The following is a 22,776-nucleotide window of genomic DNA, read 5'->3' as shown; positions in this document are numbered from 1 at the left end:
ACGGCATCGGACACCGAACGGTGAGGGAAACAACGCGTGGACCCGCGACTTGAGCATCAGGACTGGATCTCGGCGATCGCCGCCACCGCGGCGGCGGATCCGGACCGTACGGCCTTCGAGTTCTCCGGAAGGGAGGACGCTCCGGCCGAGCGGCTGACTTACGGGCAGCTCGACCGGCGGGCCAGGGCGCTCGCCGCCGAACTGCAGCGCCGCGGTCTGACCGACTCCCCGGTGCTGCTGCTCCAGCCCCCGGGCCTCGACTACGTGGTCTCCTTCGTCGGCTGCCTGTACGCGCGGGCCGTCGCGGTGCCGGTCTACCCGCCCAACCGCCGGCCGCGTTCCCTGGAGCGGCTGGTCGACATCGTCGCGGACTGCGGGGCGACGGTGGCGCTGACCACCGCCGCGGTCCGCGAACGGCTGCTGCCCGGTGACCCGGACGGCGCGGTGATGGACGTGCTGCGGCTGCTCGCGACGGACCGGGTGCCCGAGGAGGAGGCGCGGCACTGGGAGCGCCCCCGGGTCGGCGCGGACACGGTGGCGTTCCTCCAGTACACCTCCGGCTCCACCTCGGCGCCGCGCGGCGTGGTGCTGACCCACGGCAATCTGCTGCACAACTCGGCGCTGATCCAACGTGCGTTCCGCACCACGTCCGCCACCCGCGGGATGTCCTGGCTGCCGCTCTTCCACGACATGGGCCTGATCGGCGGCATGCTCCAGCCGCTGTACTACGCCGGTTCCTGCTCCCTGATGGCGCCCACCGCCTTCGCGCAGGACCCGCTGCGCTGGCTGCGCGAGATCAGCCGCAGCCGGGCCACGGTGAGCGGCGGCCCCAACTTCGCGTACGACCTGTGCGCCGATCTGGCCACCCCCGAGGTGCTCGCCGGCCTCGACCTGAGCAGCTGGGAGGTGGCGTTCAACGGCGCCGAGCCGGTGCGCGCCGAGACCTTCCGCCGGTTCGCCGACGCGTATGCGCCGGCCGGCTTCCGGGCGGAGGCCTTCACACCGTGCTACGGCCTCGCCGAGGCCACGCTCATCGTCTCGTGCAAGCCGCACGGCACCGCCCCGGCCCGCCACCGGGCGTCGAACGCGCTGCTCGCCGGGGTGGCCGACGCGGTCGAGGGGACCACCGAGCTGGTCAGCAGCGGGCGCCCCGACGACTCCCAGCGCCTCGAAATCGTCGACCCGGTGACCCGGCGGCCGGTGGCGGCGGGGGCGATCGGCGAGATCTGGCTGGCCGGGCCGAGCGTCGCCCAGGGCTACTGGAACCGGCCCGAGCACAGCGCGGCCACCTTCGGCGCCCGGCTCGCGGACGACGGGGCCGGCGCGGGGGGCTCCGTCGACGGGAGCGCCGGGGACGGCCCCGCGTTCCTGCGCACGGGCGACCTGGGCCTGCTGCACGACGGCGAGCTGTACGTCACGGGGCGGCTCAAGGACCTGATCATCGTCCGCGGCCGCAACCACTACCCGCAGGACATCGAGCAGACCGTCTCCGGTGTCCACCCCGCGCTCCGCGCCAACTACGGGGCCGCCGTCCAGGCCGAACTGGCCGGTGCGGACGAGCTGGTGATCGTGCAGGAGGTGTCGCGCGACCACCAGGACGGTGATCTGGCGGCGCTGGCCCGCGCGGTGCGCGAGGCCGTCGCCGACGCGCACGGGGTGCGGCCCGCGGCGGTGGTGCTGATCCGCGCGGCGACGCTGCCGCGCACCTCCAGCGGCAAGGTGCAGCGCCATGTGTGCGCCGCCTCCTACCTCGCGGGGGACCTCACGGCGCTGGCGCACAGCGGCCGTCCGCAGGGCGCCGTCGCCGAACGGCCGGTGGTCCTGGACGCCGGGGCGCTGCGCTCGGCGGATCCCGCGGAGCGCCCGGCGCTGCTGCTGGCCGCGCTGCGCGCGCTGCTCGCCGCCCGGCTCGGCACGAGCGCCGAGGAGTTGGCGCCCGAGCACCGGCTCGCCGAACTGGGTCTCGACTCGCTCGGCGCGGTCCGGCTGCGGCACGAGCTGCACACCGCGCTCGGCGTCGACCTGGCGCTCACCGAGGCGCTCGCCCTCGACCTGGCCGGCCTCGCCGAGCTGCTCGCCGAGCGTTTCGGGACCGCAGCACAGAGTCCGGGAGCAGCACCGGCCGGTGCGGCGACGGCCGAAGAATCCAGGCCCGGCGACCATCCGCTCTCCCCCAACCAGGCCGCCCTGTGGTTCCTGCACCAGGTCGCCCCGGAGAGCCCCGCCTATCTGGTCTCCGCCGCGTTCCGCGTGCACGGCGCCCTCGACGCGGCCGCCCTGCGGACCGCGCTGGCGGGTCTGGCGGAGCGGCACGCGGTGCTGCGCACCACCTTCCCCCGGACCGGATCAGGTCCGGTGCAGCGGGTGCACGCGGCGCTCGCGCCCGCCTTCGGCCAGGTCGACGTGTCCGTCCTGAACGCCGCCGAGCTGGCCGCCCTGATGACGGAGGCCGCCGAGGAGCCCTTCGACCTGGAGGCCGGGCCGCTGTTGCGGGCGCGGCTGTTCACCGGCGCGCCGGACGGCCACCGGCTGGTCCTCACCGCCCACCACCTGGTGGCCGACCTGTGGTCGCTCTCGCTGCTCCTCGACGAACTGGCCGGCGCCTACACCGCGGCGCTGAAGGGTGAGCCGGCCCCTGTCGCCGCGGAGGGCGCCACCCCGTTCGCCGCGTTCGCCCGCCGCCAGGGCGAGCTGACGACCACCGAGACCGGCAAGCGTCAACTGGCGCAGTGGGAAGCGGAGTTGACCGGCGTGCGGGCCGGTACCTCGCTCCCCGCCGACCTGCCGCGTCCCGAGCGTCAGCGACTGCGCGGCGCCGCGGTGCCGCTGACCGTGGGCCCGGCCGTCACCGAAGCCCTGACGGCGCTGGCCCGGCGCGAGGGGAGCACGCTCTACGCGGTGCTGCTCGCCGCCTTCCAGCTGCTCCTGGCCCGCAGTACCGGCGAGTCGGACGTGGTCGTCGGCACCCCCACCCACGGCCGCGCGGACGCCGCGTTCGCCGCCACCGTCGGCTGCCTGGTCAACACCGTGCCGCTGCGCACCGCGATCGAGCAGGACGAGCCGTTCAGCGCGCTCCTCGGCCGCGTCCGGGACAGCGCGCGCACGGCTCTGGACGGCGCCGACATACCGTTCCCGGCGCTGATCGAGCTGATCCGCCCGGACCGTGATCAGGGCGGACGGCCGCTGGTGCGCAGCCTGTTCAGCCTTCAGCAGGCGCCGGGGGAGCATGCCGAGGCGCTGGTGGCGATGGCCACCGGGCGCGACGGCGTCCCGTTCACGCTCGGCGCCCTCGCCTGCTCGACGCTGGCGCTGCCCGTCGGCGGCAGCCAGTTCGACCTCCAGCTCACGCTGGGGGCGGCCGACGGCGGCCTCGCCGGGTCGGTGCGCTACGACACCGACCGCTATCTCCCGGCGACCGCCGAGCACTTCGCCGCCCGCTTCGTCACCCTGCTCGCGGAGATCGCGGCCGACCCCGCCCGCCCGGCCGGCGCGCTGCCGCTGCTGGCGCCGGCCGAGCGTCAGGCCGTGCTCGCCGAAGGCAACGACACCGCGCTCGCCTACGATCCGGCCGACGGTGTGGTGCGCCGCTTCGAGGCGCAGGCCGCCCGCACACCGCTGGCCGTCGCGGTCCGCGCCGCCGGCCCCGCCGGCGGCGAGCAGCTGGACTACGGCACGCTCGACCGGCTGGCCGACGGTGTCGCGGCCCGTCTGCGCGCCCTGGGTGTCGGGCCGGGCGACCACGTCGCCGTCCTGCTGCCGCGCACCCCGCGGCTGCCGGCCGCGCTGCTCGGGGTGCTCAAGTCCGGTGCCGCGTACCTGCCGCTGGACCCGGGACACCCGGCGGAGCGCCTCGCTCTCGTGCTCGCCGACGGGGCCGCCTCGGTGGTCCTCACCGACCTTCCGGCCGAGGCCGTACCGGCCGGTGACTGGACGGTGCTCGCGCTGGACTCGATCGGCGAGGCCGAGCGCGCCGGCTCCACCCCGATCGCCCCGGAGTCCCCCGCGTACGTGCTGCACACCTCCGGCTCGACCGGCCGCCCCAAGGGGGTGGTGGTGCCGCACCGGGCGCTGGCGAACCTGCTGGTCTCCTTCGAGCGCGACCTTCCGCTCGCACCCGGCGCGGGCTGGCTCTCCGTCACGACGCCCGCCTTCGACATCGCCGCGCTCGAGTACTTCCTGCCCCTGGTCCGCGGCGCGACCGTGCACCTGGCCGACGCGGCGACCGCCGGCGACGGTTCGCGGTTGCGCGGCTGCCTGGACACCGGCGGGGTCAGCCACCTCCAGGCCACCCCGGTGACCTGGCAGTTGCTCCTCGACGCGGGCTGGTCCGGCACCCCCGGCCTGACCGCGCTGTGCGGCGGCGAACGGCTGCCGCGCGAGCTGGCCGCGGAGCTCCTGTCCCGCGGCGTACGGCTGTGGCAGGTGTACGGCCCGACCGAGACCACCGTCTGGTCCGCGCGCGGCGAGCTGACCACGGCGGGCGCCGAGCTGCCGCTGGGCTCCGCGATCGCCAACACCCGTCTCCTGCTGGTCGATTCGCACATGGGGCCGGTCCCCTCCGGGATCACCGGCGAGCTGCTCATCGGCGGGGACGGCCTCGCCCACGGTTATCTGGGGCGGCCCGGCCTGACCGCCGAGCGCTTCGTACCCGACCCGTTCGGCCCGGTCCCCGGCGCGCGGCTCTACCGCACGGGTGACCTGGTGCGGCGCGGTCCGGACGGCGCGCTGCTCTTCGTCGGCCGCGCCGACACCCAGGTCAAGCTGCACGGACACCGCATCGAGCTGGGCGAGATCGAGACCGCGCTCGAGCGGCTGCCCTCGGTGCGCCGGGCGGCGGTCGTGGTGGACGGCGAGGGCGCGCGGGCCCGGCTCGTCGGGTACGTGGAACAGCGGGAGACGCCGGCTGCACCGGGCGAGCTGCGCGAGCACCTCGGGCGCACCCTGCCCGGCTACGCCGTGCCGTCGCTCCTCATCACGCTGGACGAACTGCCGCTGACCGCCAACGCCAAGGTGGACCGGCGGGCGCTGCCCGCGCCGCTTGCCGCCGGTTCCGACGAGGTGACCGAAGAGCCGGTCGGGGCGACCGAGCGGCGCGTCGCCGCCCTCCTCGCCGAGTTGCTGGAGGTCGAGCGGATCGGCCGGCACGAGGACCTCTTCGTGCGCGGCGCCCACTCGCTGCTCCTCGCCCGCTTCGCGGAGCGCGTCCGCGCCGAGTTCGGCGCGGCGCCGCCCCTGCACCGGCTGTTCGAGCGGCTCACGGTGGCCGCCGTGGCCACGCTGGTGGACGCGGCCGCCGCTGGGCCGGCCTCCACCGCCCCGGCCGTCCGGCCCGCCCTGGTCCGGGTCGACCGGGCCCGCTACGCCGTGGGCCGCGGGCCGGACGGCGCGCTGCGCCCGGCCCTCACCGGCGCGGACGCCGGCCCGGTCACCGGAGCGAGCACGGCCGCCGGGGAGGGACGATGACGTCCGCCCCGCTCCTTCCGGCCGACCGGCCGGCGGCGGGCACCGTGCCCGTCCCGGCGGGCCGCCCGTACCTGCTGCGATGTCCGGTGTGCGGGGAGGGCTACCAGGACGACGGGGTGCGCCTCGACTGCGCCGTCGCCCACCGGCCGGCTCTGCTGCGCACCGAGTACGCCACCGCGTTCACCCCCGGTCCCGGTGGCGGCCCGTTCCGCTACCGCTGCTGGCTTCCGGTCGGCGGCCGGGAGCTGCCCCGCGGCAGCGGCGGCGCCACCTACCGCGCCGAGCGCCTCGGCCGTGTGCTGGGCCTGAGCGAACTGTGGGTCGCCTTCAGCGGGTACTGGCCCGAGCGTGGTGCGGACCTGGTCACCGGCAGCTTCAAGGAGCTGGAGGCGCAGGCGGTGCTGGCCCGGCTGCCCGAGCGGCCGCCGGTGCTGGTGGTCGCCTCGGCGGGGAACACCGCGGCGGCCTTCCTGCGGGCCTGTTCGCGTCAGGGCGTGGAGTGCGTCCTGGTGGTGCCGGAGACGGCGCTGCCCGCGCTGGCGGCCGCCGGTGAACGGGCGGACTGCGTCCGGCTGGTGACGGTGGCCGGCGACTACGGTGACGCGATCGAGGTGGCCGACGCGATCGCCGCCCGGCCGGGTTTCCAGGCCGAGGGCGGCACCCGCAACGTGGCCCGGCGCGACGGTCTCGGCACGGCGCTCCTGAACGCCGCGGAGACGATCGGGCGGCTGCCCGACCACTATGTGCAGGCGGTGGGCAGCGGAGCCGGCGCGATCGCCGCGCACGAGGCGGCCCGGCGGCTGCTGGCGAGCGGCATGCAGGGGGCGCGGTGGCCGGCCGCGGGCAGCGGTGCGCTGTGGGACCGTACGGCGACGCTGCCCGGCCGGACCGACGGCGGGGCAGCCCGGTCCGGCGGACTTCCCCGCCTGACGCTCTGTCAAAATGCCGCCTTCGCGCCGATGTTCCACGCCTGGCGCGACGGCCTGGCCGAGCCCGTCATCGGCTCGGGCCAGGAGGCGCGGGCAGCGGTGGCCGCGGCGTACGCCCAGGAGCTGACCACCCGCAGGCCGCCCTACGCGGTGGCCGGCGGGGTGCGCGACGTCCTCGCCGAGAGCGGTGGGGAGCTGTGCACGGCGGACAGCTCCGAGGCGTCGGCCGCCGGACGGCTCTTCGCCGACGTGGAGGGCATCGACATCGAGCCCGCCGCGGCGGTGGCCCTGGCCGGGCTGCGCCGGGCGGTCGCCGCCGGACGGATCCGGCCGCGGGAGACCGTGCTGCTGCACATCACCGGTGGCGGCCGGGCCCGCCGCGCGGGTGGCCGTCCGCCCGTCGCGGTCGTGCCCGATCTGCGGGTCCCGGCCGGTCTCGGCGTCCAGGACGCCGCCCATCTGGTGACCCGCGCATGACGGCCTCCGAGGCCGAGGCCCACCTCCCGTACGGAACAAGCCGCTTGGCGCAGACGAACACCTTCGCCGGAGCGGACACCGTTCCCGACTTCGCCTCCGACCCGTCGGGTCGGCAGAGAGCAGAGAAGACCATGCAGCAGTACGCGTTTCCCGCCTCCTCGGCCCAGCGCCGGATCTGGCTGGTGGAGCGGTTGATCCCGGAGACCAGCGCCTACCACCTGCCGTTCGCCCTGCACCTGGACGGCCCCCTCGACACCGCCGCGCTCCGGGCCGCACTGGACGGGCTCGTCGCCCGGCACGAGTCGCTGCGCACCCGCTTCGAGCAGGTGGACGGCGAGCTGATGCAACTGGTCGACGGCGAGGCGTCGTTCGAGTGGGAGACCCGCGCCACCACCGCCGAGGAGCTGGACGGTGTGCTGGCCGCCGACGCGGCACGCCCCTTCGACCTCGCCCGGGGCCCCCTGGTGCGGGTGGTGCTGCACCGGCTCGCACCGGGGCGGCACGTCCTCGCGGTCACCCTGCATCACCTGGTCGCCGACATGTGGTCGATCGGCATCCTCCTCGCCGAGCTGGCCAAGGGCTACGCCGGCCGGGCCGCCGGCCTTCCCGAACTTCCGGTCCAGTACGGCGACTTCGCGGTCTGGGAGGCCGAGACGCTCGCGGCGGGCGACGAGCCGGGCCGGGCGTACTGGCGCCAGGCGCTGGCCGGGGCACCCGAACTCCTCGAACTGCCCTGCGACCGCTCCCGCCCGGCGGTGCAGTCGCTGCGCGGGGCCGCCCTGCCGGTGGCGCTTGCGGCCGAGCTGTCCACCGGGGTGCGGGCGCTGGGCCTGCGGGCCGGAGTCACCCCGTTCATGGTGCTGCTCGCCGCGTTCCAGGCGGTACTGGCCCGCCACAGCGGCGGCGAGGACATCGTCGTCGGCACCGGTGCGGCGGTGCGCCCGGCGGAGGCGGAGGCCCTGATCGGGTGCTTCATCAACGTCCTTCCGGTGCGCACCTCGCTGGCCGGTGACCCGTCCTTCACCGAGCTGCTGCACCGGGTCCGCGCCGCGTCCCTGGCCGCTTTCGAGCATCAGGCCCTGCCGTTCGAGCAGATGCTCCCCGAGCGGGCGACGGGCCCGGCGCTCAGCCACAACCCGCTGGTGCAGTCGTTGCTCCTGGTGCAGAACGCGCCGCTGGCCGCCCCCGTCCTGCCCGGACTCGAGGTGACCGTGCGGGAGGTGCCGCGGGGCGGCGCCCAGGTCGACCTCAACCTTCAACTGCGCGATGTGGACGGCGCGTTCACCGGCACGGTCGAGTACGCGAGCGATCTCTTCGACGCGGCCACCGTCGAGCGGCTCCTCGGCCACTGGCGCACCCTGCTGGCCGCCGCCGTCGCCGCGCCCGACACCCGGCTCTCGGCGCTGGAGATGCTCACCGGGCCGGAGCGGCACCGGGCGCTGGTGGAGTGGAACGACACGGCGCACGCCTACCCGGCGGCCGGGTCCTGCCTGCACGAGCTCTTCGAGGAGCAGCTCGCCCTGCGCCCCGACGAACCGGCCGTCGTCGGCCACGCCGGCGGGCTGAGCTACGCGGATCTCGACGCGCTGGCCGAGCGCATCGCCGCCCGGCTCACCGAGTCGGGGGTGGGGCCCGATACCCTCGTCGGCCTCTGCCTCGCCAAGGGTCCGGCCCTGGTGGCCGCGGTGCTCGGCGTACTCAAGGCCGGCGGCGCCTATCTGCCGCTCGACCCGGCCTATCCCGCGCAGCGCCTCGCCTTCATGCTGCAGGACGCGGCGCCGCAGGTGGTGCTCACCGAGCGCGCCCTGGCCGGGCTGCTGCCCGCGAGCGCGGCCGAGCGGCTCGACGTGGACGACGCTGGGCAATGGCCTGCCGCGCGGCGGCGCCCGGTCGCGGTGGACCCGGACCATCTGGCGTACGTCATCTACACGTCGGGCTCCACCGGCACGCCCAAGGGCATCGCCGTGCCGCACCGGGGTGTCGTCAACAACCTGCTCGACCTCAACGGCACGTACGGCGTCGGACCCGGCGACCGGGTGCTCGGTCTGTCGTCGCCCAGCTTCGACATGTTCGTCTACGAGACGCTCGGCATCCTGGCGGCCGGCGGCGCGGTGGTCGTGCCGCACCCGGACCGGGCGCGCGACCCGCACCACTGGGTCGACCTGGTGCGCCGCCACCGGGTGACCGTGTGGAACTCGGCGCCCGCCCTGGCCGACGCCTTCGTACGGGCCGGCGAGGAACGCGGCGTGCGGCTGCCGAAGCTCAGGGCGGCCTTCTTCGGCGGGGACTGGATCCCCGTCGGGCTGCCGGACCGGTTCCGCAGGATCGCGCCGGGCCTGGCGTTCATCGCGCTCGGCGGCGCCACCGAGGCGTCCATCCACTCCATCACGTTCCCGGTCGTCGAGACCGACCCGGCCTGGACGAGCATTCCGTACGGCCGCCCGATGGTGAACCAGCAGGCCGTGATCCTCACGCCCGCGCTCGAACCCGCGCCGGTCGGGGTGCCCGGTGAACTGTGCCTGGCGGGAACGGGGTTGACCCGGGGCTATCTGCGCCGACCGGGGCTGACCGCCGACCGCTACCGGCCGCACCCGGCGGCCGGCCACGGCCCCGTGCCGGCCGGCGCGCGCCTCTACCGCACCGGCGATCTGGCCCGCACCCGCGCCGACGGCGTGATCGAACTCATCGGCCGCCTCGACCACCAGGTCAAGGTGCGCGGCCTGCGGATCGAACTGGACGAGATCGAAGCGGTGCTGCGCCGCCACCCGGGCGTCGAGCGCGCCGTGGTGACGGCGCGCGGCAGCGGCGACGAGCGGCGCCTGGTCGGCTACGTGGTGCCCGCAGGGGAAGCCGGGGCGGCGCCGGCCGCGGCCGAGCTGCGGGCCCTGCTCAAGGCGGAGCTGCCCGACTACATGGTCCCGGCGGTCTTCGTCACCCTCGACGCGCTGCCGCTGTCGCCCAACGGCAAGGTGGACCGCTCCGCGCTGCCCGAGCCCGACGGACGGGCCGACCGGGAGGGCGCGACGTACGTGGCCCCCCGTGACGACGTCGAACGCGTCCTGGCCGCGCTCTGGGCCGAACTGCTCGACATCGACCAAGTAGGCGCGGGCGACGACTTCTTCGCGCTCGGCGGCCACTCGCTGCTCGCCACCCGGCTCGCCTCGGCGCTGCTCGAGACCTTCGGCGTGGAGCTGCCGCTGCGCGACCTGTTCGAGGCGCCCACCCTCGCCGAACAGGCGGTGCGGCTCACCGCCCGGGGCCGCGAGGCGGGCACCGATGTCGCGGCGGTGGCCCACATCGCCGCGGAAGTGCTGGAGATGACCGACGAGACCGCCCACGGGCTGCTCGTCGCCCACGAGGAGGGCGTCGCATGACCACCACCACGAGCTCCGGCGTCCTGGCCGGCTACGCGGGCCTGGGCGCGCACCGCCTCGCCGCCGCCGACCCGCTCCTGTCCGGCCTCCTGGAGCGCGAGCACGTCCGGCAGAACGAGACCCTGGCCATGGTGGCCGCCTCCAGCAGCGCCGACCCGTCGGTGCTCGCCTGCACCGGCGCGACCATCTCCAACGTCACCACCGAGGGCTACCCCGGGGCCCGCTACCACGCGGGCTGCGAGGTGGTCGACGAGGTCGAGCGCCTCGCGGTGGCGCGGGCCCGCTCGCTGTTCGGCGCCCAGTACGCCAATGTGCAGCCGCACTCGGGCAGCACCGCCAACCAGATCGTGCTGTGCACCCTGATGAAGCCAGGCGACACCCTGCTCGGCATGGAGCTGAGCGCGGGCGGTCACCTGACGCACGGCTCGACGGCCTCGGTGTCGGGCCAGTTCTTCCGGGCGGTCGGCTACGGCACCGACGCGGAGGGACTGCTCGACTACGGGCAGGTGGCCGAGCTGGCGCGCGAGCACCGGCCCAAGGTGATCGTGTGCGGCGCCAGCGCCTACCCGCGCACGGTGGACTTCGCCCGGTTCCGGCGCATCGCCGACGAGGTCGGCGCGTATCTGCTCGCCGACATCTCGCACATCGCGGGGCTGGTCGCGGCGGGCCTCCATCCGAGCCCGGTCGACCACGCGCACGCCACCACCACCAGCACCTACAAGCAGCTGTACGGGCCGCGCGGCGGTCTCATCCTGCTGGGCAGGGACGCCGACACGGCGCTGCCCGGCACCCGGCGCACGCTCAGCCGGGCCGTCGCGCACGGCACCTTCCCGTTCCTCCAGGGCACCCCCGACCTGGGTGCGGTGGCCGCCAAGGCGCGCGCCTTCGACATCGCCGCCCAGCCGGAGTTCCGCGCCCTGGCGGGCCGGGTCGTGTCCGGCGCCCGCGAGCTGGCGAGTGCCTTCGCCGGCCTCGGTCACACGCTGGTCACCGGCGGCACCGACAACCACATGGTGCTCCTCGACGTCGGGCGGCGCGGCCTGACCGGCGCGATCGCCGAGTCCGCGCTCGCGGACTGCCGGATCGTGGTCAACCGCAACCGCATACCGGGCGACCCGCACGGCCCGCGGGTCACCAGCGGTGTCCGCTTCGGCACCAACACGCTCGCCCTGCGCGCCATGGGGCCGGCCGAGATGCGCCGCTGCGCCGCTCTGGTCGACCGGGTGCTCACCGCGGTGACGCCGTGCGGGGAGCGCGAGTTCGCCCTCGATCCGGCCGTCCGCGACGAGGTACGCGGCGAAGTCGCCCGGCTCTGCCGGGAGTTCCCGCTGCCGCACCACCTGCCGGCCTGACCCACGCCCACGCCACCCACGCCCCGGGATCACCCAATGAGCCAGTCACCCCAGCGCACCGCGCTCTCCTCCGACAAGCGCCGCCTGCTCGCCAAGCTGCTCAAGGAGCAGGGCCTGACCCGCCCCGACGCCGCCGACCTGATCGCCCGCCGCCCCGCGGGAACGCACCTGCCGCTGTCGTTCGCGCAGCAACGCCTGTGGTTCGTCGAGCAGTTCGCGGGCCCCAGCCCGCTGTACAGCATCGCCTGCACCGTGCGGCTGACCGGCGGCCTCGACGCCCCCGCGCTCGAAGGGGCGCTCAATCGCGTCGTGGCCCGGCACGAGGCGCTGCGCACCACCTTCCACGCGGAGGACGGCCGGGCCGAGCAGATCGTGCACGACCGCGTCACGGTCACCCTGGCGCTCACCGATCTGTCCGCCCTGGCCGACGACGCCCGCGAGTCCGCGCTGGCCGGCCTGACGGAGCAGGAGAGCCGCCGCCCCTTCGACCTCGGCGCCGGGCCGCTGCTGCGCGCCGCCCTGGTCAGGCTGGCGGACGACGAGCATCTGCTGCTGCTCGCCATCCACCACATCGTGGCGGACGGCTGGTCCCTGGACATCCTGGTGCGCGAGATGGCCCACCACTACCGCGCGGAGGCCGCCGAGCTTCCCGAACTGCCGGTCCAGTACGCCGACTTCGCGCTCTGGCAGCACGAGCGGGTCTCGGGCGACGCGCTGGAGTCGCAGCTGGCCCACTGGCGGGAGCGGCTGGCCGGCGCGCCCAGCATCGTGGACCTGCCCACCGACCGTCCGCGCACCGCGCAGCAGAGCTTCGCCGGTGCCTGCTTCCCCTGGCGGCTCGAAGGGGACCTTGCGGCCCGCCTGACCGCGCTGGCCCGCGAGCACGACGCCACCTTGTACATGGCGCTGCTCGCCGGGTTCATGGCCGTGGCACAGCGGTGGAGCGGACAGAGCGATCTGGTGGTCGGCTCGCCGGTCGCCAACCGCAACCACCCGCAGACCGAGGGCCTGATCGGATTCTTCGTCAACATGCTGCCGCTCCGCGCGGACCTGGGCGGCAATCCGACCTTCACGGAACTCCTGGGCCGGGTGAGGGAGTCGGCGCTCGCCGCGTACGCCCATCAGAACGTTCCGTTCGAGCGGATCGTGGAGGAGGCGCGTCCGGACCGCGACGCGGGCGGGCGCACCCCGTTCGCCAATCTGCTGCTGGTCCTGCAGAACACCCCGGAGACCCGGATCGAGCTGCCGGGCCTGCGGATGGAGGTGGCCGCGGTCGACACCGGCACCGCCAAGTTCGATCTGCACCTCCAGGTCACCGAGGCGCCCGAGGGTCTGACGGGGCTCGCCGACTACAGCACCGAGCTGTACGACGAGCACACCGTGCGCCGGTTCATCGGCCAGTGGCTGCACCTGCTCGCGGCGGCGGTCGACGCCCCGGCGACCCGGCTCGACGCGCTCCCGCTGCTGAGCGGGGCCGAGCGCCGGGCGGAACTAGCCGCGGGCGCGGCCCGCGGCACGACCGCCCCGCGGGCGAGCAGCCTCGCGGCGGCCTTCGCCGAGCAGGTCCGGCTGCGGCCCGAGGCGATCGCGGTGGGCTGCGGCCCCGAGCGGCTGAGCTATGCCGAACTCGACCGCCGTTCCGACGCGCTGGCCCGGCGGCTGCGCGAGCTCGGCGCGGGCCCGGAGAGCCGGGTGGCGCTCTGTGTCGAGCCGTCGGTGCGGCTGGTCACCGGCATCCTGGCGATCGTGAAGAGCGGCGGCGCGTACGTACCGCTCGACCCGCGTCACCCCGCCGAGCGCCTCGCCTTCACACTGGCCGACTGCGGCGCGACGGTCCTGGTCGCCGACGCGGAGCACGCCGGGCTCGCCGGCGCCCTGCCCGTCGTCGCGGTGGAACAGCCGCTGTCCGACGAGCCCTTGGAGCCGGCCCCGCTGGGCCCGGACCATCTGGCGTACGTGATCTACACCTCCGGCACCACCGGGCGCCCCAAGGGGGCGCTGCTCACCCACGCCAATGTGCTGCGGCTCTTCGAAGCGGCCTCGTCCGACGTGGCGTTCGGCCCGGACGACGTGTGGTCGCTCTACCACTCGGCGGCGTTCGACTTCTCGGTCTGGGAGATCTGGGGCGCGCTGCTGCACGGCGGGCGGATCGCCGTGGTACCGCAGGAGGCCCGGCGCACCCCGGCCGCCTGCCACGCGCTGGTGTGCGAGGAGGGCGTCACGGTGCTCAGCCAGACACCCACCGCGTTCCGCCAGTTCGCCGACGCCGAGGCGGCGGCCGCCGCCTCGGCGTCGCTCCGTCCGCTCGCGCTGCGGCACGTGGTGTTCGGCGGCGAGGCCCTGGAGCCGGGCGCGCTGCGCGACTGGGCGGAGCGGCACCCCGAGGGCCCGCGCCTGGTCAACATGTACGGCATCACCGAGACCACCGTGCACGTCACCGCGCACACCCTCACCGCGGGCGATCTGGCCGCGCCCGGCAGCGTGATCGGCCGCCCCCTCGCCGATCTGGCGGTGCACCTCCTGGACCGGCGCGGCGAACCGGTGCCGACCGGCGTCCCCGGCGAACTGTGCGTCGGCGGGCCGGGGCTCGCCCGCGGCTATCTGGGCCGCCCCGGGCTGACCGCCGAACGCTTCGTACCCGCGCCGCTCGGCGACGGCGAGCGCCTGTACCGCAGCGGCGACCTGGCCCGCCGACTGCCCGACGGGACCCTGGAATACCTGGGCCGGATCGACCAGCAGGTCAAGGTGCGCGGGCACCGGGTGGAGCCGGGCGAGATCGAGGCGGAACTCGGCGCCCATCCGGGCGTGCGGCACGCGGCGGTGCTGCCCCGCGAGACCCCGGACGGCGGCACCGGCCTCGTCGCCTACCTGGTTCCCGACGCGGACGCCGACGGCGCGGCGGCTCCCGTCCGGGCCCGTGCCGCCGACGCCGAGCAGGTCACCCAGTGGCGCACCGTCTTCGACACGGCCTACGAGCAGTACGAGCAGGTCGGCGGCGCCGACCCGGCGTTCAACATCCGTGGCTGGACGAGCAGTTACACCGGTGAGCCCATCCCCGCCGACGAGATGCGCCGCTGGGTGGAGGACACCGTCGCCCTGGTGCGGAGCACGGGCCCGCGCCGGGTCCTGGAGATCGGCAGCGGCACCGGTCTGCTCCTGTTCCGGCTGGCCGGCGACTGCGAGCGGTACACGGGGCTCGACCTGTCGACCAGCGCCATCGCCCACGTGCGCCGTCATCTGCCGCCCCACTGGGAGCACGTACGGCTGCTGCACCGGCCCGGACACCAGCTGGACGACCTCAAGGGCGAGGCGTACGACACCGTCCTCGTGAACTCGGTGACCCAGTACCTGCCCAGTGCGGGCTACTTGGTGGAGGTGCTCACCAAGGCCGCCGCGCTGCTCGCCCCGGGCGGGCGGATCGTGGTCGGTGACGTACGGCACCGGGCACTGCTCGACGCCTTCCACGTCTCGGTGCTCAAGGAGACCCTCCCCCCGGGCGCCGACGACGCCGAGCTGGCCCGTCAGGTGCGTCAGGCCGTTCGGCAGGAGAACGAGCTGCTACTCGACCCGCGCTTCTTCGAGGCGCTGCGCCAGGAGATCCCGCGCATCGGCCGGGTGGAGGTGCTGCCCAAGCCGGGGCGCGACCGCAACGAGATGACGCGCTACCGCTACGACGTGGTGCTGCACCTGGACGGCGGATCCGCTCCCGCCGCGTCCGCACCGGTGCGCACGGTCGCCTGGGAGGGCGGCGAGCTGCGGAGCCTGCTCGACGGCTCCCCCGTGGTCGTCACCGGCATCCCCAACGCCCGGGTGCACGCCGACGCGGTGACCGCCGCACGGCTCGGCGACGACGGGACCCGCGCGGCGGACGACGGTGCGCACCCGGCCGGCGCGCTCGACCCGCAGGACGTACGGGAGACGGCCGCCGGGCTCGGCCACGCCGTGGCGCTCAGCTGGGCGGCCGGCGACCCGCTCGGCCGTTTCGACGCCGCGCTCCGCCCGCTCGGCGCGGACCCGGCGACGGCGCCGGCCCCCGCCGGGCGGTGCGCGGACCTGCCGTGGCCGCACTGGGCCAACGACCCGCACCGCGGCCGGACCGCCCGCACCCTGGTGCCCCGGCTCCGCGCCCATCTGCGGGAGCGGCTGCCGGAGTACATGGTGCCGGAGGCGTTCGTGACGCTCGACGCGCTGCCGCTGACCGCCAACGGCAAGCTCGACCGCGCGGCGCTGCCCGCGCCGGACTGGTCGGCCGGCTCCACCGCGCTGCTCGCCCCGCGCGACGACACCGAGCGGGCGCTCGCCGAGATCTGGAGCACCGTGCTCGGCGTGGCCCGGATCGGCCTGGCCGACGACTTCTTCCACCTCGGCGGCCACTCGCTGCTCGCCGTGCAGGTGACGGCGGCGGTACGCGAGTCGCTCGGCCGTGAGCTGCCGGTACGGGCCCTGTTCGAGGCACCCGTGCTCGCCGCGTTCGCCGACGCGGTGCGCCGCGCCCCGGCCGCCGAGGCGCCCGACGCCACGCCGGCGCCGGTGCGCGAGGCGGTACCCGCCGATGGCGCCGGGTTCGACGACCTGTCCGCCGAGGAGCTGGCCGCGCTGATGGGCGGCGAGCTGTGACCTCCGCCGCGTCCGCCGTTCCGCACTCCGCCCCCGTCCCCGATCCCACCCCCGACCCCGACCCCGTCCCCGTCCCCGTGAAGGAGCGCCCCGTGGCCACCGGCCCCCGCACCGCCGAGGTGCTGCCCACCTCCGCCGCCCAGCGCCGGTTCTGGCTGACCGACCGTCTCGAAGGCCCCAGCGGCGTCTACAACACCGCCGCCGCGCTCCGGCTGCGCGGGCCGCTCGCCACCGAGCGGCTCGGCGACGCCTTCCAGCTCCTCGTGGACCGGCACGAGGCGCTGCGCACCGTCTTCCCGGCCCGCGACGGCGTCCCGGTCCAACTGGTGCTGCCGCGCCGCGCCTTCGCACTGGGGATCACCGAGGCGCACGGCGCGGGCGACGAGGAACTCCGCGAACTGGCGGGCCGCCTCGCCGAGCAGCCCTTCGACCTGGCCAAGGGGCCGCTGATGCGGGCCGAGCTGATCGCGCTCGGACCGCGGGACCACGTCCTGCTCGTGGCGCTGCACCACATCGTGGTGGACCGGTGGTCCTTCGGTCTGCTGATGTCCGAACTCTCCGAGTGCTACGCCGCCCTCGTCGAAGGGCGCCCGGTCCGGCTGCCCGGCCTGACCGAGCGCTACGCCGACCATGTGGCCGCCCGCCAGGCCGTGCTCGACGGCGGTCTCGACGGGCGGCTGCTCGACTACTGGCGCGCTCAACTGGACGGCGCTCCGCAGGCGTTGGAGCTTCCGGCCGACCGGACGCGCGGGGCGGTCCGCACCTTCCGCGGCGCGAGCGTGCCGGTGCGCCTGGACGCGGGGGTCTCGCAGGCGGTGCGCGACGTCGCCGCGTCCACCGGGGCGACCCCGTTCATGGTGCTCCTCGCCGCCTTCCAGGCGGTGCTCGCCCGGCACGCGGGCGCCGAGGAGGTGGTGGTGGCGACCGGCCCCGCCACCCGCGCCCCGGGCACCGAACTCCTCGTGGGCTCGCTCGTCAACACGGTGCTCCTGCGCACATCACTGGCCGGCGACCCGAGCTTCACCGAGCTCGTCGAGCGGGTGCGGGGCACCGCGCTCGACGCCTTCGACCACCAGGAGCTGCCCTTCGACCGGCTGGTCGAGGAGCTGGCGCCCAGTCGCGACCTGTCGCGCAATCCGCTCGCCCAGGTCGGCTTCGTCCTGCAGAACGCGCCGGCCACCACGCCCGCCCTGGCCGGCCTGGCCGTCGAGCCGGTGGACGTGGCCCGGGACAGCGCCCACATGGACCTCGATCTCCAACTGGCCGAGGAGGACGGCTGCTTCACCGGCTTCGCCGAGTTCGCCCGCGACCTGTTCGACGCCTCGACGGTGGCCCGGCTGCTCGGCCACTGGACGACGCTGCTCGGCGCGGCCGTCCGCGCCCCCGGCACCCGCTTCTCCGAACTGCCGCTGCTCACCGACGCCGAGCTGGAGCGGGAGCTGCACGGCTGGAACGACACCGACGGCGCGTTCCCGGCGGGGCTGCGGGTGGACGAGCTGTTCGCGCGGCAGGCGGCCCGTACGCCCGACGCGGTCGCGGTGCTCGACGCGGCGGGCCCCCTCGGCTACGCGGCGCTCGACGCCTGGGCGGCGCGCATCGCCCACCGGCTGCGAGAGGCCGGTGTGGGTCCCGATGTGCCGGTGGCCCTGTGCCTGGAGCGCGGGGCCGGGCTCAGCGCGGCCATGCTGGGCACCCTGCGGGCCGGCGGCGCCTTCCTCGGGCTCGACCCGGCCTACCCGGCCGACCGGCTCGCCTTCATGCTCGCCGACGCCCGGCCGGCCGTGGTCCTCGCCAACGCGTCGACGGCGGGCGCGCTCCCGGCCGGCACCGAGGTGCTGCTGGTCGAGGAGATCGCCGCCGACGGTCCGGAGTTCGGCCGCGCCGACGGCGAGACCACCGGCACCGGTGAAGGCAACGGCGCCGGTGAGGGCAACGGCGCGGGCGAGGCCAATCTGGCCTATCTCGTCTACACCTCCGGCTCCACCGGGCGCCCCAAGGGCGTGGCCGTGAGCCACCGCGCCATCGTCAACACCTTTGCCGGGCTTGCCCGTTCGCACGGATTCGGCCCCGGCGACCGGATGATCGCGCTGCACTCGCCGAGCTTCGACCCGGCCGTGCACGACTGCCTCGCCCCGCTCGTGGTGGGCGCCGCCGTCGTCTTTCCCGCGCAGGACGCCGCCCGCGATCCGCGGCACTGGGCCGAGCTGATCGGACGGCACCGGGTGACCGTCTGGTCGATGGGGCCGGCCGGGACCGAGGCGATGCTGGCCGCCGCCGAGGAGCACGACCTGGCCCTGGACACCCTGCGCGCCGCGCTGGTCGGCGGTGACGTGCTGCCGCCCGCGCTGCCGCCCCGGCTGCGGGCCGCCGCGCCCGGCTGCCGGGTGGTCAACTCGGCCGGCGTGGCCGAGGCCGCGTTCTGCAACAACGAGTACCCGGTGCCCGAGGACGCCGGACCCGGCCCGCTGCCCTACGGCCGTCCCCTGCTCAACCAGCGGCTCCTCGTCCTGGACCGGCTGCTGCGCGCCGTGCCGGCCGGGGTGCCGGGCGAGCTCTGCGTGGCGGGCGAGGGCCTGGCCCGCGGCTACCTGGGCCGCCCGGGTCTGACCGCCGAACGTTTCGTGCCGCACCCCTACGGCCGGGTACCCGGCGAGCGTCTCTACCGCACCGGCGACCTGGCGCTGCGCCGGCCCGACGGCGAGCTCGAACTGCTCGGCCGCGCCGACCACCAGGTCAAGATCCGGGGGTTCCGGGTCGAGCCGGGCGAGGTCACCGGCGTCCTGCTCACGCATCCGTCGGTGGCCGAGGCGATCGTGGTGGCCCACGAGGCCGGGCCGGGCGACCGGCGCCTCGCGGCGTACTGGGTACCGGCCGCCACCACGGCCTCCGCGATCCCGGTCACCACCGCACCGGTTTCCGGCGCCGACCTCGCGGCCTGGCTGCGCGAGCGGCTCCCCGCCCACATGGTGCCCGCGCTGTGGACGGAGCTGACGGCCCTGCCGCTCTCCCCCAACGGCAAGGTGGACCGGAGCGCGTTGCCCACGCCCGCCGCGCAGGGCGCCCCGGCGGCCCGTGTCGCGCCGCGCACCGCCCGTGAGGCCGCGGTCGCCGCGATCTGGCAGCGGCTCCTCGACCTCCCCGAGGTCGGCGTCCTGGACGACTTCTTCGCCGTCGGAGGGCACTCGCTGCTGGCCAACAGGCTGGTCAGCGCGGTGCGCGCGGAGTTCGGCGTGGAGGTGCGGCTGCGTGAGGTGTTCGCCGCGACCACGGTGGCGGCGCAGGCCGAGCTGATCGAGGGGCTGCTCCTCGACGGCGGGAGCGCCACGGGGTGCGCGCCGCTGCCGCCGGTCACCCCGGCGGACCGCTCGGGCCCCCTTCCGCTCTCCTTCGCCCAGCAGCGGATGTGGCTGTTCGACCGCTTCGCCCCGGGCAGTCCCGCCTACCACGTACCGACCGCGGTACGGATCGGCGGCGCGCTCGATCCGGCGGCGCTCGCCGCGGCGCTGCGTGCCCTGATGGACCGGCACGAGGTGCTGCGCACCGTCGTGGCCGAGGGCGACGGCGCGCCGGAGCAGCGCGTACTGCCGTGCGGCGAGGCCCCGTTGACGGTGCGGGAGCTCGCGGACGGCGAGCGGGTCGAGACGGTGGTCGACGCCTTCGTGGCGCGTCCGTTCGACCTCGCGGCCGAGGCGCCGCTGCGCGCCCTGCTGCTGCGCACGGACCCGGACGAACACGTCCTGGTGCTGGTGATCCACCACATCGCGCTCGACGGCTGGTCGATGGGCGTCCTCGTCGAGGACCTGGGCGCGCTGTACGACGGGCGGGACCTGCCGGCGCTGCCGGTGCAGTACGCCGACTACGCCCGCTGGCAGGCCGACCGGGCCGCCGAGGGCCGCTGGACGGAGCAGCTCGACCACTGGCGCGACCGGCTGGCCGGCCCGCTGCCCGTCCTCGACCTGCCGGCCGACCGGCCGCGCCCCGCCACCCCGAGCCTGGCCGGAGCGGTCCACGAGTTCACCCTGTCCGCCGAGCTGACGGGGCGGCTGCGCGCGCTGGGCGCCGACCACGGCGCCACCCTGTTCATGGTGCTCCTCGCCGGTTACCAGGCCCTGCTCGGCCGGCTCTCCGGCGCCACCGAGGTGCTGGTCGGCACGCCGGTCGCCGGGCGCGGACAGCGCGAACTCGACGGCCTGGTCGGCTGCTTCGTCAACACGCTGGCCCTGCGCGGCGACCTGTCGGGCGACCCGGCCTTCACCGAGCTGCTGGCCCGCGTCCGCAGCGGCACCCTCGCCGACTTCGAGTGCCAGGACGTGCCGTTCGAGCAGGTCGTCGACGCCGTCGGCGCCGAGCGCGACCCGGCGCGGCACCCGGTGTTCCAGACCATGCTGACGCTGCAGAGCGCACGGCCGCCCCGGGTCGGCTTCGACTCCCTGCGGGTCGAGCCGCTCGACGCGCGGACCGGGTCCTGCCTGATGGACCTGATGTTCACCGCCGTCGAGCGGAACGGGAGCCTCGCCTTCTCGGTGGAGTACGCCACGGACCTGTTCGGCGAGGAGAGCGTCGCCCGCCTCGCGCACCGCTTCGGCGTGCTGCTCTCGGCCGCGGCCGACGCGCCGGGGACGGCGCTGTCCCGGCTCGCCCTGCTCGACGCCGACGAGCACCGCACCGTGGTGACCGACTGGAACGACACCGCCCGCCCGGTCCCGCCCGGCGGCCTGCACGACCTGGTCGCAGCGGCCGCCGCCCGTACCCCCGACGCCCCGGCGCTCGAACACGAGGGACGCGCCACCAGTTACGCCGCACTCGAAGCCGCGGCCGAGCGGTGCGCCGCCCGGCTGCGCGCGCTCGGCGTCGGCGCGCAGAGCGTGGTGGCGGTGCACGCGGCTCCCACTCCGCTCCTGGTCACCGCCCTGCTCGGGGTGATGAAGGCGGGCGCGGCGTTCGCCACGCTCGACCCCGAACTGCCCGAACAGCGGCTGCGGCTGCTCCTCGAACTGTCCGGCGCGCAGCTGGTACTCACCGACGACGGCACGGCGGGGCCCCTCTTCGACGGGGTCGCGGTGGCGCCGATCGACGCGCCGGACGACGCGCCCCCGGCGGCTTCGGCGCCGCCCGGCGCGACCGAACCGGACGCGCTGGCCTGCGTCTTCTTCACCTCCGGCACCACCGGCACGCCGAAGGGGTCGATGTTCACCCACCGGGGCCTGGTGAACTTCACGCGGACGATGGCCGAGGAGTTCCGTCTGGCCCCCGGAGACCGCTTCCTGCAGCTGGCCTCGACCGGCTTCGACGTCCTGCTCGAAGAGGTGTTCCCGGCGCTGGCGGCGGGCGCCACGGTGGTGCTCCCCGGCCCCCGGCTGCTGGCCCGCGGTGTCGATCTGACCGGCTATCTGGCCGAGCACAGGATCACCGGCCTCGAACTGACCACCGCGTACTGGCACGACTGGGTCGTCCAACTGGAGCGCACGGCAAGCGAGTTGCCGGACACGCTCCGGTTCGTGGCGATGGGCGGGGAGCGGGTGCGCCGCGACCGGCTCGCGGCCTGGCAGCGGTACGGGGTGCCGCTGGTGCATGTGTACGGGCTGACCGAGGTGACCTGCACATCGACCACCTTGCGCGTGGAGGACGGGGCGGTGGGCGGCGAGGGTCTGCCGATCGGCCGCCCCCTGGCCAACACCCGCCTCTACCTGCTCGACCCGGCCGGCCGGCCCGTGCCCATCGGTACCCCGGGCGAGCTGCACCTGGGCGGCGCGGGACTCGCCCGCGGCTATCTGGGCCGCCCGGACCTGACCGCCGAGCGGTTCGTGCCCGATCCGTTCGGCGAGCCGGGCTCCCGGCTGTACCGCACCGGCGACCTGGCACGCCACCGGGCCGACGGGACCGTGGAGTTCATCGGCCGCGCCGACCAGCAGGTCAAGATCCGGGGCCACCGGATCGAGCCCGGCGAGGTGGAGGCGCGGCTCGCCGAGCGGCCCGAGGTCGGGGCCGCCGCGGTGGTGGTCCGTGCGGACGAGCCGGGCGAGAAGCAGCTCGTCGGCTATGTGGTGGCCGCGCCCGGCGCGGCTCCCGACGTCTTCGAGCTGCGGGCCGCGCTCCGCGAACGGCTGCCCGCCTATCTGGTGCCGGCCGCGATCGTGCTGCTGCCCGCGCTTCCCCTGAACGGCAACGGCAAGCTCGACCGCGGCGCGCTGCCACGGCCGGGCCGCGCCGATCTGGCCCACGGCGCGGCGGTGGCCCCGCGCACGCCGATGGAGAAGGAGATGGCGGAGCTCGCCGGCGAGCTGCTCGGCCTGCCGTCGGTCGGCGTCCACGACAACCTCTTCGACCTGGGCCTGCACTCGCTCCTCGCCACCCGGTTCGCCGCCCGGGTGCTCGACGCCTGTCAGGTCGAGGTGCCGCTGCGGGTCTTCTACGAGGCACCCACCGTGGCCGAACTGGCCCTGCGCATCGTGCAGTTCCAGGCCGAGGCCACCGACCCGGACGACCTCGCGCTGCTGCTCGCCGAACTGGAGGCGGAGGACGGCGCCGCCGGGACCACCGCTCCCTGACCGGGCCCGCTCCGAC

General features: G+C 75.7%; 6 protein-coding genes. All 6 read left to right on the top strand.

From position 1 onward, the window contains the following. The first annotated feature begins 36 nt into the window (after window positions 1-36). Entirely contained in the window at window positions 37-5,463 is a 5,427-nt protein-coding gene (locus tag OOJ98_RS27610; RefSeq protein ID WP_267057746.1) for a non-ribosomal peptide synthetase, read from the top strand. Continuing rightward, window positions 5,460-6,869, top strand: a complete 1,410-nt coding sequence (locus OOJ98_RS27605) for a pyridoxal-phosphate dependent enzyme (RefSeq protein ID WP_267057745.1) — start codon at window positions 5,460-5,462, stop codon at window positions 6,867-6,869. Before OOJ98_RS27610 ends, OOJ98_RS27605 begins: the two co-directional genes overlap by 4 nt. Further along, window positions 6,866-10,243 carry an amino acid adenylation domain-containing protein gene (locus OOJ98_RS27600; protein ID WP_267057744.1) on the top strand — a complete coding sequence of 1,126 codons (3,378 nt, stop codon included), beginning with the start codon at window positions 6,866-6,868 and terminating at the stop codon, window positions 10,241-10,243. The genes OOJ98_RS27605 and OOJ98_RS27600 overlap by 4 nt, the downstream gene beginning before the upstream one ends. After that, window positions 10,240-11,595, top strand: coding sequence for a serine hydroxymethyltransferase (gene glyA, locus OOJ98_RS27595; protein ID WP_267057743.1), 1,356 nt, complete (start codon window positions 10,240-10,242; stop codon window positions 11,593-11,595). The genes OOJ98_RS27600 and glyA overlap by 4 nt, the downstream gene beginning before the upstream one ends. A gap of 36 nt (window positions 11,596-11,631) precedes the next feature. Then, window positions 11,632-16,212: a non-ribosomal peptide synthetase gene (locus OOJ98_RS27590; RefSeq protein WP_267057742.1), complete on the top strand. Its 4,581-nt coding sequence runs from the start codon at window positions 11,632-11,634 to the stop codon at window positions 16,210-16,212. 92 nt (window positions 16,213-16,304) lie between these two features. Then, the gene (locus OOJ98_RS27585; protein WP_267057741.1) at window positions 16,305-22,760 is read left to right on the top strand and encodes a non-ribosomal peptide synthetase; all 6,456 of its coding nucleotides are present in this window, start codon (window positions 16,305-16,307) and stop codon (window positions 22,758-22,760) included. Window positions 22,761-22,776: the final 16 nt, after the last annotated feature.

The sequence above is a fragment of the Streptomyces sp. NBC_00083 genome (assembly GCF_026343295.1).
Lineage (GTDB): Bacteria > Actinomycetota > Actinomycetes > Streptomycetales > Streptomycetaceae > Streptomyces.
This window is presented reverse-complemented; position numbering and strand designations above follow the sequence as displayed.